Consider the following 16,247-nt stretch of genomic DNA (forward strand, 5'->3'; position numbering starts at 1 on the left):
ACTTTTATTACTATATTACCTAAACATTAAATTGAATAAATATAAATCGCTTTCTGAAAATGAAAAAAGGAGAATAGGAATGGAAGCTTATACAATGCACGATTTTATTAATACCAATATTGAATCTCATCCAAATGAAACTATTTTTAATTTACACATAAGCCAAACAAATGAATTTGACGTAAGCTTAACAAAATCTACAACACTATCCTTTATCATTTCTAGAAAGAATATTAAGATTGTCACGAAAAAATGGATTAATTCTAATCACGAAAGCATGTTTGGAAAAAGTTATATCATTCCAACTAAAGCCTTTCATTATTTCTTACCTATCATTTCTGAAACAGAAGATGAAATGAACATTCAAGTACAGAGCTTTGGACTATACGGCGAACTTCTACTAAATGAAAGATTACTTATTGATAAAAACAACAAATATAATACAAAAATCACCAATTTTTTTGAATCACTAAATGAAAACGTACATCAAGCATTACGCGGATTACAAATTCGGTGTATGTAATACTACTAAAATAGTAAAAGGAGAATATAATGAAAAAATTACTAGTAACTATAATGTTATCGTTAGGTTTTTTAACTGTTCCATATATGTCTGCAGAAGCAGCTTCAACTAACGAACAACTTATCGTTGACACGAAATTAAATAAAATGGATTTCTATCAAAATGGAAAGTTTATAAAAAGCTTCTCTGTCGCTACTGGAAAAGTTGCAACGCCTACACCGAAAGGTACTTTTCAAGTGGTAAACAAAATTAAAAACCGTCCTTATTATACAGGACATATTAAAGGCGGCGATCCACGTAATCCACTCGGTGATCGTTGGCTCGGATTAAATATGGCAGGAACATACGGAACAACGTATGCAATTCACGGCACTAACAATAATCAAGCGATTGGTAAAGCTACAACACTCGGCTGTATTCGCATGTATAACAACGATATACATTGGTTATTTGAACGTATCCACGATCGTGCCACTGTCACTGTAAAATAACCTATGAACCAGATTTACATGTAGCCAAGAATTTTATATCTTGGCTTATTTTATTTATTCATTTACAGTAGCGGAACAACTATACTTGCATATATAATGAAGGTAGACTGCGCTAAATAGCGTCTGAACATTGATAAACATGGATATTAAAATTATACAGTTATAAATTTTACATTGCACTCTATAATAGAACTACTGTGATTCTAAAATATTCAGTTCCAATAAACAATTCCCCTTGCTACTTTTATGATTACTTTATAGCGGGGGCTTATTATATGTATATATAACCTGAGTCATCCAAAAATGAAGAATTCGAATATTGCGGTAAAAGCGTTATTTAGGAGGTGTTACTATGACGCATATACTGGTGATTGAAGACAACCCAGATATACAAGAACTTATTCGTGAATTTTTAACTGCCCAAAATTTTACCGTTGATGTGGTTGGCGCTGGAACGGAAGGAATTCTTCTTTTCCAAAAAAATTCATACGACCTTGTCCTCCTTGATGTAATGTTACCAGATATAGATGGTTATAGTATTTGTAAAATTATGCGAGGACAGTCTGATATACCAATTATTATGTTAACAGGCTTACATAATGAAGAAAGTGAAATTAAAGGGTTTGAGTTGGGCGTTGATGACTATATTACGAAACCGTTCCATTACACGGTATTTATTAAACGCGTAGAAGCTGTATTAAGAAGGACAACAACGAAGGAAACCGAAACTGCAACTATACTACAATTCCATGAATTGATGTTAAATTCTACAGCGTATGCGGCTTATGTTCATGGCAATCAAATTGAACTAACAACTAAAGAATTTGAGATTATATATACTTTGTTACAAAATCGAGGAAAAGTATTATCAAGAAGTGATTTATTAAATAAGGTATGGGGCTATGAACATTATGGTGATGTAAGAGTTATAGATACACATATTAAAAATTTAAGAAAAAAATTGAGGATCCCTTATATTAAAACGGTGAAAGGCATTGGCTACAAAATCGAAGCATAGCAAGGATAACATCACCAAAAATATTTTCATCAAAACCTTATTGTTTTGTGTTCTTTTATCATTTTGCCTGTATCAAATTATTTATTTTCTAGCTTTAAACTATGATAAAGAGCATTATGCGAAAAAAACTGAAACTCCAACTGCGGAACATGCGGATTCAGTTACGAAAAATGAACAAAATAAAGTTGTTTCAGAGGGTAGCATCTCAAATTTCCAGTCATCTATTATAGATTTCAAAACACTCTCTACAGCTATTAATCATCTTTTGCAAACTAGCCAAACTGTAGCTGCAAAAGAAAATGCAGCAAATCTTTCGGAGGAAAGTAACAAAACTGAATCACATACTAAAGCGGAACAAACAGCCGCTAACCCTACTTCCTTACATACACAAAATGCAGCAAAGAAAACAAATGAAACACATGATAGTCCAAGTTTAGCAGATGCCTTGCAACAATTAGCTCCAAATATTGGTGCAACAATGCTTGCATTATCTCTGCTCGGTTCTTTAATTTATGCCAAACTAATTGCCAAACCTTTTCAATATATGAGCGATACTTTAAAAGATATTATAAATCTGGACTTTTCAGATAAACAATCACCTAACAAAAATACAGATCAAACAGATTTCAATTTGCAAGTAGCGGCTTCACAAGTCCCAACTATTGTGAAAAATCTACATGAAACAAATAAAGATTTACGAAATGAGCTCAAGAAAGAACAACAATTAGAACAATCTCGTAAAGAATTTATGTCTATGGTATCCCATGAATTAAAAACACCTATCGCAGTCGTTATGGGACAACTAGATGGCATGATTCACGGAATCGGTGCATACAAAGATAGAGACAAATATCTAAAACGATCCTACGAGATGATGCAAGATATTAACATATTAACGGAAAAGATGTCAGAATTATCCAAAATGCAAAATCCTCAATTCAAACCGAATTTAGAAGTTGTTTCACTATCTAACATCATTGAGGACGTTATGAGGAAAGTAGATTATTTTATATCTGTAAAGCAATTAACTGTTCAATCTAACATTAAACAAGATGTAATAATTTTAGCTGATCCTAAATTTATTCAAACTGCTATTTTTAATATTATTTCAAATGCAATTCACTATACAATCGATCATCAGCATGTATATATAAAGCTTTATGAAAAACCAAACGGTTACGCATTAGAGGTTTTAAATACAGGTTCACAAATAGATGAGGACAAACTCGATCATCTATTTGAGCCTTTCTATCGCGCTAATCCTGGAAACAACGGTTTAGTACAAGGTAGCGGTCTTGGATTATATATTGTAAAACAAATACTAGATAAACATCAGTTTCCTTATGGAATACAAAACACACCTCAAGGTGTAAAATGCTCAATTGTCTTTCCAAAAGCAATGTAAACTACTACTATAATTTCATAACCCAAACTCATACTTCGTATGAGTGGCGGAATTTTGTAGAGTCTCTTACTCTGTTTCGTTCGCCCGTTGTCCTTATTAGGATAACGGGCGTTTTTTATTTATATAGGGAGGTTTTCTCATGGAGAAATTTAAGTATTCATTACTAGTTTTATTCGGCGCTTGTAGCTACGGCGTACTTTCAACTATTTTTAAACTCGGATTCATCGACGGATTTTCAGCACACCAACTACTAGGAGGACAATATGTCTTCGGGTGGATTGGTCTACTTTTACTCGTCCTTTTCTTTTCACGTCATAAAGTATCAAAAAAACAATTCTTTTCGTTACTAACAGTCGGCACAACTATGAGTATGACAGGTATTTTCTATGCTATTTCTGTAGAAGAACTGCCAGCCTCTATCGCTGTCGTTTTACTCTTTCAGTTCACTTGGATTGGTGTAGTCATCGAAGCGATTGCCAACCGCACATTCCCAAGCCGTGAAAAAGTTATATCTATTATTATTTTGTTTACTGGTACATTGTTTGCTGGTGGAGTATTTGAAGGACTTGGACAAAACTTTTCGACGAAAGGTATTATCTTCGGGCTATTAGCTGCCGTCTCTTTCTCATTCTATGTATTTGCAAGCGGGCGCGTCGCTACAGATGTTCCGCCTTATACAAAAAGCTTTCTTATGACAACGAGTGCTACTCTTATTGTATGCTTATTTTTCCCGCCTACCTTTTTAACGGACGGCGCTTTACAAGCAGGCCTATGGAAATATGCTTTCTTTCTTGGACTGTTTGGAGTTATTGTACCTGTCATTTGTTTTTCAATTGGTGTACCGAAAGTCGGAACGGGGCTTGGTACAATATTAGGTGCAGCAGAATTACCAACAGCAATTATCGCTTCTATTACACTTGTTCATGAAGTTGTATCACTCATGCAGTGGATAGGAATTATGTTTATATTACTCGGTATTTTTACACCACAACTACTTACTGCTAGGAAAGAAAAAAAACATAATCGTGTGCATAGTGCATAGAAAAAGACCTTTCATTTACTTGAAAGGTCTTTTTTCTATACCTCACTTTACCGCTCCATATAACTTCTCTATCTCATGCTCAATTTGTTTTACATCAATTCGTTCAAATAATGGCTGCACGCTATCAATTCTATTCGGCAACGTATTTTGAGGTTCCCAATTTCGGTTAACAATCGACAATGTGTTTCTAACTTTCTCACTTGAAAATGGTAAAAACGGTTCAAGAAGATTTGCAAAATTAGCGATAAGATAAACACAATTATAAATCGTTTCTTCACATGAAGCTGGGGCATCATCTCTTTGTTTCCAAGGCCGCTGTTCATCAAAGTATTTATTTGCAAAACGTACTGCATCAAATATTGTCTCTAATGCCACCTTAAATTTTGCTTGCTCAATCAATTCCCCTACATTTTTATATAATCCTTCTATCTTCTCCTTCAGCTCTACATTAATAATTCCTTTCGGCACAATGCCATCATAATACTTTTCAATAAACTTTAATGTTCGGTTCACAAAGTTCCCATATGCACCTAACAATTCACTATTATGACTGTAAATGAATTCACGCCATGAAAAATCAGTATCACGATTTTCTGGTGCATTTACTGTTAAAAAGTAACGAATAGAATCTGGATTATATCTTTCTAATATATCAGGTACCCATACTGCCCAGTTTTTACTTGTCGATAACTTTCTTTTTTCTACTGTTAAATACTCATTCGAAACGATATGACGCGGGATTGCTTCTTCTCCTATTCCAAGTAATACCGCTGGCCAAATGATTGAATGAAACGGAATATTATCCTTACCATGTACATAATATGTTTTCGCATCTCTATCCCAAAACTCTTGATCATCTTTCTCTGTTTCTTCAGCCCAGTGTTTACTCGCTGAATAATATCCTGTCACCGCTTCAATCCATACGTAAATTTTCTTATCTTCATACCCTTCCACCGGAATTGGTACCCCAATTGGTAAATCACGTGATACTGCCCTATCTTGTAACCCTTCCTTTACATATCTTTCTGTTAGTTGAATCGCATTGTCACGCCATGTTCCTTTCTGCTTTGCAATTTCTACAGCCGCTTTAATTTGCTGCTGAAATTTATGCAATGCAAAATAGAAATGCTCTGTTTCCTGTACTGAAGGCGTACTACCACATAACTTACATTTCTTTTCTAACAAATCGAGTGGATCCAAAATAGCGGAGCAAGCATCACATTGATCCCCCCTCGCCCCTTCATGACAATGTGGACAAAAGCCTTCTACATAACGATCTGGTAAAAATTGCGTACACGTTTCGCAATAAGCTTGTTCAACTACTTTTTTATAAATATAGCCTTCTTCTAATAAACGCAAAAAGACTTTTTGAACAGTTTCATGATGGTGCTCACTATCTGTACGTGTATAGCAATCATACGTAAAACCAAGTTTATGAAAACATTGACTAAATTCTTCATGATACTTATCAGCAATTTCTTTCACCGTCACACCTTCTTGTTTTGCTCTAATTGTAATCGGTGTTCCATTACAATCACTTCCCGAAACATACAACACATTCTCACCTTTTGCCCGGTAATAACGTGCTAAAATATCTCCAGGTAACAAACTAGCAATATGTCCAAGGTGTAACGAACCATTTGCATATGGCCAAGCGCCTCCAATAAAAATACTCATCTTATATTCCTCCTTTAAAATATAAAAAGCCCCACCCCTATCTTAAAAAAGATAAGGGCGGGGCTGTATAAACAGTCGCGATACCACCTTATTTCGTCAGTCATTCACATAACTAACCTTAACAAGTACGGAGCAATTCATGCTCTTATACTGTGGTTTTGATAACGAGAACCAACTCTCGTCGCCGCCTACTATTATCATTTGATAAGTTCAGGACGAAGCTCAAAGGCCATTGTTCAAATGAATATTCTTGCTTCTTCTCAGCTACCGAAGCTCTCTGGAAAGAATGGTTCCATTCTACTTTTCCTTTTCAACGCTTTTATGTATAACACGTATTTTACGACTTAATAACAGAAAAATCAAACTTTTATTTTAAAAAACAGGAAATCCTACTCACTCACCGAATAACTATACGTTCACAAAAGGAGTGATAAAATTGAATCAAAAGCAACTAAGTACTATTAATGAAAGAAGCTGGAATGCAGCTGCCTATGAAGCTTGGACGAATCGTCACGGCACACCGACAGAATATGCAAAAAGACTCATGCAAGATCCTGTTCATGAAGTCTCCTACTATTTACCTTACATACAATCTCCAAAAGGAAAGCGTATTATTAATTTACTCGGATCAAAAGGCAACAAAGCAGTTGCTCTTGCTCTTTTAGGAGCCGATGTAACAGTTGTAGATATTTCAGCAAGTAATGCAAAATACGCAAATGAACTTGCTGAAGCAGCCAGAGTTTCTATTCAGTACATCGTCTCTGATGTACTAGATGTAACTCTCCCTCAATCATTTGATATCGTATTACTAGAACTTGGTGTACTCCATTACTTTTTAGATTTAAAACCGCTCTTTACAAAAATCTCTCAATTACTAAAAACGGACGGAACATTTATACTTCGCGATTATCATCCAATGTATACAAAACTATTAGGAATAGACCATCCATCATTTCGAGCAAGTGGGAGTTATTTCGATGAAGAATTAATTGAAGATGATGTTGCTTACAGCACTCTTCTTACAGAAACTCAGAAAGAGGCTTTACCGAAAACAACCATCCGTCGCTGGACGTTAGGAGAAATTGTTACAACGCTCGCGGAAGAGAATTTTAAAATTGAAAAACTAGTTGAAGAACACGGGTCTCATCAAAGATGGGTCTTCCCTTCTACTGCACCGGAAGGAATTGAAGAACGAATACCCGGTCTATATACAATAATTGCGACAACATGCAAAAAAGGATCCCTTCACGGATAGGATCCTTTTTGCATGCTCGCGCATATAAGTTGAGGTTGGAGATTACCATAATTCTGTAGAATAGGACACAAGATATTTCAACATTCGTCTCTGACTTACGTCGTCAAAAAGGGGTATGACCAACATAACGAAGAGTAATGTTTTCAGTTGATAGTGATAATCGTTATCAACTAATTAGAAGTATACATGATGTTATTTCAAATTACAATAGCCTTTCTAATATTTATTTATGAATTTTTGGATATACAAATGTATACATTTAAATAACATTTACTTGTACTCATCTGCCCTTTTCCATTATCCGCTATAATTTTTGTTTCTCCGAGAGGAATATTTTTTTGAGCTCATTTCCTGCACTTATCCCGCATATCCGTTATAATGAGAACCGATATCATTAATATTTAGGGGGTGCTACACATGTCACAACAAGCATTTGAAGAAAAGTTATATGCTAACTTAGAAGCTGTTATTGACCCTGAATTAGGTGTTGATATTATCAATCTCGGATTAGTTTATGACGTTACAGCGGATGAAAATAATAATGCTGTCATTACAATGACAATGACTTCTATCGGTTGTCCAATGGCTGGCCAAATCGTATCCGACGTTAAGAAAGTATTATCAACGAATGTACCTGAAGTAAATGAAATAGAAGTAAACGTTGTATGGAACCCGCCATGGACAAAAGAACGTATGTCACGTATGGCAAAAATCGCATTAGGTGTTCGTGATTAAATAAGGAAAAGACCTGACAATCCAGTCAGGTCTTTTTTCTCTTATTATTTTACTCCTACAGCGTCATAAGCTTTTGTTACAGCTTGTACAGCTTTAGAGTTTTTACCGTATAAATCTTCTGCTGATTGAAGTGCTGCTTGACGCATCATTTTAAAGTCAGAGTTTGCAGTTAAATATTTAGTAAGAGCACGATAGTAAATTTTTTCTGTCGCTTCACGGCCCACTCCAGTTACTTTCACACCGTAATGAGTGCCGCCATCAGATACTAAATACGCTGCCTTATTATTAATACTACTGTTAATATGAACGCCGCCATTATCAGCTGTTCCAGTATAACGTTTATTGTAATGATCTGGGTAACCTTCACCAGGTTTTAATGGGTTCGGAATAGATGCTGGATCTTTCAGAGAACGAAGTGCATCACCAGGCTTACCAGGTGTATAAATATCAGCACCTAAATCCCAGCTCTTCTTCTCAACCATGACACCCATAATGTCAGATAACGATTCATTTAACGCACCTGATTCATTTTTATATACAAGGTTTGCTGTATGCTCAGTTACAGCATGCGTTAATTCGTGACCGATAACATCAAGTCCAGCAGATAATGGAATGAATGTCTTGCCATCACCATCACCATACATCATCTGAATACCGTTCCAAGCTGCGTTATTCCAAGATTCACCTACGTGAACAGTAGAAATAAGTTTCGCACCTTTATCATCGAAAGAGTTACGGTTAAATGTCTTTTTGTAGTAATCATATACTTTACCTGCATTCACATGCGCATCAACTGCCGCTTTATCTTCGAAGAACTTAGATTTACTTGCAATTTCTTCTCCTGTATATCCAAGAATTTGTGAGAATAAATTAAACCAGTTTTCATCCATATTCTCTGCATCAAATGTATGGACACCTTTTCCTCGTGTACCATCAAATAAGTTGAACGCTCCTGTTTTCGTATCTTGAGCAATTTCAAATGATTGTCTAGCGCCTAATACTCCGTAACCAAATCCAGTAATGTTATCTACCGCATTATATTTCTCAATAACATTCCCATTTGTTGCATCAACAAAGTAATGCCAATATCCTGGAGCTGGTTTTGAAACCGATGCTTTTACAAGATACGCAAGATAGTATTGACCATCTTTTTCATACACATATAAATCTTTTTTCACACCATCATAATTCTTTACTTTACCAATTTCTTTCTCAATATTAGCTTTTGCAATCGTTTCTGCTTGTTCTGCACTAATACTTGCAGATGCAGGAATATTTTTATCATCTAAACTCGGAATAACTTGTCCGAAAAATGCTTTTACATTATTTTCTTTATCAAGCGTAACTGTTTGATCTGAACCATACACAGGAATGTTATTATGCTTCTCAACTAACTTCACATGTGTTGTACCAGACTCAGCATCTTTTTCTTCACCAACGATATTGAAATGTTTGTCAATATTTCCCGCTAGTTTAAACATATCCTTTTTACTCTCTAAATATTGAAAGACTGTCTCTTTTTTATCTAGTCCTTCCGGCGCTTTCCATTCTTCACCTATGTAAGCTGGCGTTTTAAACTCTTGGTGATACTGGATCTTTTGCTCTTCTGCTTTCGTCGTAGTTGCTCCAAATGCCCCAAACCCACTTGCGATAACAGTTAATGCTAATGCTGATGAAATTACTTGCTTTTTCAATCTAACACTCCCCATTCCCCTAAAAGTTTTTAACACCTTTATAAAATTCTGAATAACTTTCCTGATACCTGTTTCCAAAAATTGAGAAAGTTTTTTCTGTTAATTTAACTCACACAAAAAAGGATATCGTTTCCGATATCCTTTTTCCTATAACTTTTTATCCCACTATTCACATACTTAAAATCACCATGGATTAAAATTTCACTTTATTCCATTTTCATTTCAATCGCTAAGTAATGAGAGTTTTCTTTCGCTTGAATGCGAATATCTTCTTCTACAGCCTCCGCTGCATCACGCGTTACAAGTGTTTCACCATTCACAACACTGCTACCTTCAATTTGTACAAGGTATAATTGACGTCCTTCTTGAACAGGAAACTGAATTTCTTTACCAGCCTCTAATGATAAAGAATATAAATTTGCATCTTGATGAATATGAATTGGTGCATCTCCATCAGAAGGAGATACCATATGGAACCACTCATTTTCACGTTTACTCCAATCAAATTTAAACTCACCATAGTTCGGTTTATGACCATCACGGTCCGGTAAAATCCAAATTTGTAATAAACGCAATGTTTCATTTCCTAAGTTATGCTCACTGTGAAATACACCAGTACCTGCACTCATATATTGAACATGCCCACGCTCAATTGTCCCTCGGTTCCCCATACTATCTTCATGTGTTAATTCACCATCTATAACGTAAGAGATAATCTCCATATCACGGTGCGGGTGCATATCAAAACCAGTTTGTGCCGCTATTAAATCATCATTTATAACACGTACTGCTCCAAAATTCATATTGTTTGGATTATAATAATTTGCAAAAGAAAAATGAAAATGTGTATTTAACCACCCATGATTTGCTCTTCCCATATTTTTATGATCAACTTTTCTAAACATATCCTTCACCTCATATTATCTCGAAATCGAGATATTTATTTTTAATTTTTATCACTGCAACTTCTTCAGTAATTCTAATAATTGTTTTTGTTCTTCTCTATTTAGCTTATCAAATTGTTCTGCTTGAAATGTTTCTTGCGGCGGGACTATTTCTTCATATAGAACCTTTCCCTCTTCTGTTAATGAAATATATTTCGTGGTACCTTCTTGTTCACGCTGAATCCAATCGATTTGCTCCATCTTATTTAAAAGTTGAGTAACATTTCCTTTCGTAACAAATAACTTATTTCCAAGCTCTTGCTGCGTTAAACGATCGTGTCCTCCAACTTGAACTAATACATCAAACTGAGCAGCAGATACATTCCACTTTTTCAAATGCTGATTCGTCTCACGAATACTTCTATTATACAAGCGTGATAAACGAAACCATAATAGTAATCCAAGTCTTTCCTCTGCTTTCATTCCATCACCTCGCTCATTTGATACTATTAGTTTAGAACTAAACTTAATACAAGTCGATAACTTATTTATAGTAAGTAACAAAGAAAGCACAGCGCTATTTCTCCACTATGCTTTACATCAATTTTCTATTTTTATATTCATCTAATTTCCTCTCCGCGAACTTCCTCGCATCTTTCTCAATCCATCTCTCTTCGTACGATTCACTTCCAACATACAATACTTCTCTCTTATGCTGCATTGCATGGCGAAATTCATGCAAAAGTGTTTTAAGCACTTGCTCATACTCTTCCCACATACAAACGAAAATTAATTGTTTTTCTTTATGATAAAAACCACCTATCGGGAATAGAAACTCTTCTTCCTCTTCCCCTAATGATAGGAGTACATGATTTGCATCACATGTATCACAAAAAATAACTGGCGTTTTACACGCTTCAATCAGTGAAAACAAATCATCTCTTAGCCTTTTGACATCCCAAGGAAGCTCCGAATCCAACACATACCAATTCTCCACCTGTTGATATACATTTTGAAACTGGAGTTCCATTTCTTTTTATTCCCCTTTCCAAGCTCTCTTTTTCTATATATATGCCACAATATGGTAAATATTAAACGTACTCTTTGCCCCTTTGAAAAATGACAATAAAAAAAGGAACCTATGTCGGCATAGATTCCTTTTCCGTAATTACTTTTTTTTCATCATTTTTTTGAGTACAAAATAACCAAGTGCGCAAACAATAGCAGCAAGTGCAAAATATTTCACATATGGCCCAGCTACTTTATTAATACTTTCCCACTCTGTTCCTAATTTAAAACCTAAATATACAAATACAATTGACCATGGAATAACAGCTAGTGTAGTTAGCGTAATAAACTTAGCATGTGACATTTTCGCAATACCCGCTGGTATCGAAATAGCATGACGCACAACAGGAATAAAACGCGCTGTAAAAATAACACCAGTTCCGTAACGATTAAACCACGCTTCAGCATAATCAATATGTTTCTTCTGAATCAAAATATATTTTCCATATCGCTCAAGAACAGGTCTTCCTCCGTATCGACCGATCCAATAAATGAATAGTTGTGCGATTACACCACCAATTGTACCGAACGCGACAGCACCCCAAAATGTAATGCTTCCTGTTGATACTAAATAACCTGCATAAGATAATACGATTTCACTTGGGATAACCTCTAGCATTAATCCAAGCATAATTCCCCAATAACCAAGTCCTTCTAGAAAAACTAAAACTGAATGAATCAACTCTCCTAACATCATTTACCTCTCTTTACTGTTTTCATTGCAAAAAATAAAAGTACAAGCAGTAAATATCTTGTACTTTTATTTTTTAAAAATTTAGCTAGTCTTCGTATCCCACTTAAAAATTTTATTTAAAAATTTATATACATTCTTTGACTCTTTCGTAAGAAGTGGACCTAAGATGGATAGTATAAGCACGTATAGTGCTGAGAATGGTTTCAATACTGACATTAAACCACCGGCGATGCCGATATTAGCCATAATGATGGAGAATTCTCCTCTTGAAACAATTGTTAATCCAATATTTGTTGACGCCTTATGAGATAATCCAGCTTGTCGTCCTGCAATCATCCCTGCTACAAAGTTTCCGATTATCGTCAGAAGTACAGCACCTAACGTTAACCATATTGCTCCGCCTAATGAGAACGGGTCTATACTTAATCCGAAACTGAAGAAGAAAATAGCTCCGAAAAAGTCTCTAAATGGAACAACAAGATGTTCAATTCTGTCACTATGTTCTGTCTCAGAGAAGACTAATCCTAAAAGAAGTGCTCCAATTGCTTCGGCAACGTGAATGGTTTCTGAAAAACCAGCGATAAAGAACAAAGAAGCAAATACTACAATAATGAAAATTTCATCTGAACTAATATTGAGCAATCTATTTAATAACGGCGTAGCCTTTCTAGCTACAATAAAGAATAGAAGCATGTATCCTAAAGCAATTCCAATTGAAGTGAGAGCCCCTAAGAAGGAAGCGTGATCCCCAAGGACTAAGCCAGAAACTACTGATAAATATACAGCAAGGAATATATCTTCAAACATAATAATTCCTAATATTAATTCGGTCTCATTATTACCAGTTCTTCTTAAATCCACTAACACTTTGGCAACGATAGCACTAGAAGAAATCGTAATAATACCCGCAATAATTAAGATTTCAAGTAATGGGAAGCCCATTATAAATCCGTATAATAATCCAAGTGAAAAGTTAATTAAAATATAGATTGTTCCGCCAATCGCAATGGAACGTCCAGATTTAATTAGTTTTTTCATCGAAAACTCTAGTCCTAGGTAGAACAGAAGGAACAGAACGCCAATCCGTCCAAGGAAGGAAATTACACTTGCACTTTCAATAAATTTGAGATCGATAACACCTATTGTCGGCGCGTGTGGCCCCACTAACATCCCAAGAACAATTAGAAAAGGAATTACTGAGAATTTAAACTTTCCAGCAATGACTGCCGCAATTGCAACTAATACTAACGCTGTACCAACTTCAAAAATTAAAGTATCCATCTAGTCAGTCCCCCTATTCGAAAGTAATTCATTAATAATTTTTTTAATCTCTTCTCTCTCACCCGAAACTACAAGCATATCTCCTTCTTCAATTACTGTTTCTGGTCCTGGATTAAATAGCTTTTTCATATTCTTTTTCATAACTGCAATGATCGTTACGCTATATGTTTTTCTTATTTCAAGATCACCGATTGTTTTTCCGATTGCTGGAGCTGTATTCTCTACTTTAAACCACTCAATCGCTAAACCTTCAAAGACCATTTCAACATTTTCTAATGCTCTAGGCTTGTATACCATTCCACCTAATATTGCTGCAATTTGTCTTGCCTCTGAGTCACGTAATGAAATACTTGAGGTGCTTTCTTCATGGTCTGAATCAAAATGATACATTTCTCTACGCCCATCATCATGAATGACAATCACCATCTTTTCGTTACCTTTCGTAACGATTTGAAATTTGTAACCAATACCCGGAAGTTCACTTTCTCTAATATTCATATTTAGCTCCTCCACAACAATTTTTATTTGAATTTTCTGTTTTTCTGTCTTTTATTCATCCAATCCATTTTAGAAATTCTAACCATTCAGGATACCTGTGATTTGGAAATCTTTTATTGTAATAATAAGTGGCTCCTAAAAAGATACTTAAAGATGTAATGATAAAAAATAAATTACTTCTCATTTTCAAACTCTTAAGACTTACTTTCAATAAAGATTCTTCTTTCAAATTATCCCCTCTTTCTCGCTTTAAATTTAGTTTTTTAAAATGTAAATAATTCTAAAAATATTACGATGTAACATAATCATAACACAAAGTACGTTTAAGTAACATGATTTTTTAGAAAAATTGATTCCAGTATATTTTTTGCATATAATTTTCTTATTACGTAAAAAAGGAAGTGTATTATATGGTTGATATCTTTAGCAGATTCCTTGAGGTAACGAATAATATTTTATGGTCATATATTCTTATTGCAATGTTAATCGGCTTCGGTCTTTATTTCTCTTTCAAATTAAAATTTGTCCAAATTACTCATTTCGGTGAGATGGTCAGTTTAATTAGCAAAGGGTTTAATCGAAAAGAAAAAAAGAAAGATAGCATTTCTCCATTCCAAGCATTTTGCTTAAGTGCAGCAGCACGTATTGGTATCGGGAACTTAGCTGGTGTAGCATTAGCCATTTCAATGGGTGGACCTGGCGCAATATTTTGGATGTGGTTTATCGCTATCCTTGGAGCAGCTACTAGTTTTGTAGAATGTACGCTCGCGCAAATTTATAAAGTAAAAGATGGAAGCAGATTCCGTGGTGGACCAGCATATTACATGGAAAAAGGGTTAAACAAACGCTGGATGGGTGTTTGGTTTTCACTTCTTATTACAGTTGCGTACGGATTAATTTTCAATTCTGTACAAGCAAACACGGTAACAATAGCGTTTGAAAATGCTTTTGGACTAGAGCGAACAATCGTAGGAGCTCTATTAGCTTTATTAGTTGCAGTTATTATTTTTGGCGGTATTAAGAGCATTTCACGTATTACAGAAATGATCGTTCCTCCAATGGCAATTGTTTATATTGGTGTGGCTATTTTTGTCGTTATTAACAACTTCAATATGTTACCAAGCATTTTCATGGAAATATTTAACGGTGCATTCGGTTTAGATCAAGCCATCGCTGGTGGTATTGGAGCAGCAATCAAGTTCGGAATTCAGCGCGGTTTATTCGCGACAGAAGCAGGTATGGGTAGCTCTCCTAACGCAGCTGCAACATCAGATGTATCTCACCCTGTAAAACAAGGACTTGTTCAAGCATTAGGTGTTTTCGTAGATACATTCTTAGTATGTACATCAACAGCATTTATCGTATTATGCTCTGGACTTTACAAAGGATCAAATTTACAAGGAATTGAATTAACACAACAGGCATTAAGTTCACAAATTGGACCGTGGGCAAGTACTTTCTTAGCGATTATTATTTTCCTATTCGCTTTCAGTTCTTTACTAGGAAACTACTATTATGGTGAAACAAATATCGCATTCATTAAAGAAAGCAAAACATGGTTACTGATTTATCGTGTTGCAGTTGTCGGAATGGTGTTCTTCGGATCTATCGCTGCCCTTCAAACGGTTTGGAGTTTAGCTGATTTCTTTATGGGACTAATGGTATTTACAAACTTAATTGCCATCTCATTCCTTAGCAAGTTCGCCTATGCGGCATTAGTAGACTATATAAAGCAAAAGAAACAAGGAAAAGATCCTGTTTTCATTGCAAGTTCTATCCCTGACTTAAAGAATACAGAGTGCTGGGATGGACAGGATTCAGTAGAAAAACAACAGGCTGTATAACGTTTAAAAGCGGAAGCGGCTCGTTCAGAATCGCAGGACATTGGAGCTCTCGACCTTGAAGCGCTTTTTGCTTCGAGCGAGAGAGCGAAATGGCCGGAGATTCTAGCCGCTGGAGCTGGATAATACTAAAAGCGGAGG

General features: G+C 35.3%; 16 protein-coding genes and 1 other annotated feature. Of the genes, 8 read left to right on the top strand and 8 right to left on the bottom strand.

Annotation, left to right across the window (positions count from 1 at the left end; genetic code table 11):
- Window positions 1–79: 79 nt before the first annotated feature.
- The 5 genes from BAU27_RS10065 to BAU27_RS10085 all read left to right on the top strand — a co-directional run bounded on the left by BAU27_RS10065 (window position 80) and on the right by BAU27_RS10085 (window position 4,479).
- A complete protein-coding gene (locus tag BAU27_RS10065; protein ID WP_071770802.1) occupies window positions 80–523 on the top strand; it encodes a DUF3978 family protein in 444 nt (147 codons plus the stop codon).
- A gap of 29 nt (window positions 524–552) precedes the next feature.
- Window positions 553–1,014: a L,D-transpeptidase gene (locus tag BAU27_RS10070; RefSeq protein WP_071770803.1), complete on the top strand. Its 462-nt coding sequence runs from the start codon at window positions 553–555 to the stop codon at window positions 1,012–1,014.
- 352 nt (window positions 1,015–1,366) lie between these two features.
- Window positions 1,367–2,032, top strand: coding sequence for a response regulator transcription factor (locus BAU27_RS10075; RefSeq protein ID WP_071748110.1), 666 nt, complete (start codon window positions 1,367–1,369; stop codon window positions 2,030–2,032).
- A complete protein-coding gene (locus BAU27_RS10080; RefSeq protein WP_071770804.1) occupies window positions 2,010–3,437 on the top strand; it encodes a sensor histidine kinase in 1,428 nt (475 codons plus the stop codon). Before BAU27_RS10075 ends, BAU27_RS10080 begins: the two co-directional genes overlap by 23 nt.
- A gap of 139 nt (window positions 3,438–3,576) precedes the next feature.
- A complete protein-coding gene (locus BAU27_RS10085) occupies window positions 3,577–4,479 on the top strand; it encodes an EamA family transporter (protein ID WP_071770805.1) in 903 nt (300 codons plus the stop codon).
- Window positions 4,480–4,521: 42 nt separating this feature from the next.
- Here the strand turns inward: BAU27_RS10085 and metG are convergent, their stop codons facing one another.
- Window positions 4,522–6,156 (bottom strand): methionine--tRNA ligase, encoded by a 1,635-nt coding sequence (gene metG / locus BAU27_RS10090; protein WP_071770806.1) that lies wholly within the window; start codon window positions 6,154–6,156, stop codon window positions 4,522–4,524.
- Window positions 6,157–6,206: 50 nt separating this feature from the next.
- Window positions 6,207–6,479, bottom strand: a binding site (T-box leader).
- Window positions 6,480–6,592: 113 nt separating this feature from the next.
- Here metG and BAU27_RS10095 point away from each other — a divergent pair.
- Window positions 6,593–7,411, top strand: a complete 819-nt coding sequence (locus BAU27_RS10095) for a class I SAM-dependent methyltransferase (RefSeq protein WP_071770807.1) — start codon at window positions 6,593–6,595, stop codon at window positions 7,409–7,411.
- 417 nt (window positions 7,412–7,828) lie between these two features.
- Complete coding sequence (locus tag BAU27_RS10100; protein ID WP_070145396.1) at window positions 7,829–8,146, top strand: metal-sulfur cluster assembly factor; 318 nt, start codon at window positions 7,829–7,831, stop codon at window positions 8,144–8,146.
- 44 nt (window positions 8,147–8,190) lie between these two features.
- Here the strand turns inward: BAU27_RS10100 and BAU27_RS10105 are convergent, their stop codons facing one another.
- The 7 genes from BAU27_RS10105 to BAU27_RS10135 form a co-directional block, all read right to left on the bottom strand.
- Complete coding sequence (locus tag BAU27_RS10105) at window positions 8,191–9,840, bottom strand: M4 family metallopeptidase (protein WP_071748105.1); 1,650 nt, start codon at window positions 9,838–9,840, stop codon at window positions 8,191–8,193.
- A 206-nt stretch (window positions 9,841–10,046) separates the two neighbouring features.
- The gene (locus BAU27_RS10110; protein ID WP_071770808.1) at window positions 10,047–10,745 is read right to left on the bottom strand and encodes a pirin family protein; all 699 of its coding nucleotides are present in this window, start codon (window positions 10,743–10,745) and stop codon (window positions 10,047–10,049) included.
- Window positions 10,746–10,796: 51 nt separating this feature from the next.
- The gene (locus BAU27_RS10115; RefSeq protein WP_071748146.1) at window positions 10,797–11,207 is read right to left on the bottom strand and encodes a MarR family winged helix-turn-helix transcriptional regulator; all 411 of its coding nucleotides are present in this window, start codon (window positions 11,205–11,207) and stop codon (window positions 10,797–10,799) included.
- Between the two features lie 112 nt (window positions 11,208–11,319).
- Window positions 11,320–11,754 carry a DUF3920 family protein gene (locus BAU27_RS10120; RefSeq protein ID WP_071748103.1) on the bottom strand — a complete coding sequence of 145 codons (435 nt, stop codon included), beginning with the start codon at window positions 11,752–11,754 and terminating at the stop codon, window positions 11,320–11,322.
- A 138-nt stretch (window positions 11,755–11,892) separates the two neighbouring features.
- Complete coding sequence (uptA, locus tag BAU27_RS10125; protein ID WP_071748102.1) at window positions 11,893–12,486, bottom strand: undecaprenyl phosphate transporter UptA; 594 nt, start codon at window positions 12,484–12,486, stop codon at window positions 11,893–11,895.
- Between the two features lie 81 nt (window positions 12,487–12,567).
- Window positions 12,568–13,767: a cation:proton antiporter gene (locus BAU27_RS10130; RefSeq protein ID WP_071748101.1), complete on the bottom strand. Its 1,200-nt coding sequence runs from the start codon at window positions 13,765–13,767 to the stop codon at window positions 12,568–12,570.
- Entirely contained in the window at window positions 13,768–14,265 is a 498-nt protein-coding gene (locus tag BAU27_RS10135) for a cation:proton antiporter regulatory subunit (RefSeq protein WP_071770809.1), read from the bottom strand.
- 410 nt (window positions 14,266–14,675) lie between these two features.
- Between BAU27_RS10135 and BAU27_RS10140 the strand changes: the two genes are divergently transcribed.
- Window positions 14,676–16,109: an alanine/glycine:cation symporter family protein gene (locus BAU27_RS10140; protein WP_071770810.1), complete on the top strand. Its 1,434-nt coding sequence runs from the start codon at window positions 14,676–14,678 to the stop codon at window positions 16,107–16,109.
- Window positions 16,110–16,247 lie beyond the last annotated feature (138 nt).

The organism is Bacillus sp. NH11B, assembly GCF_001884205.1.
Classification (GTDB): Bacteria; Bacillota; Bacilli; order Bacillales; family Bacillaceae_G; genus Bacillus_A; species Bacillus_A proteolyticus.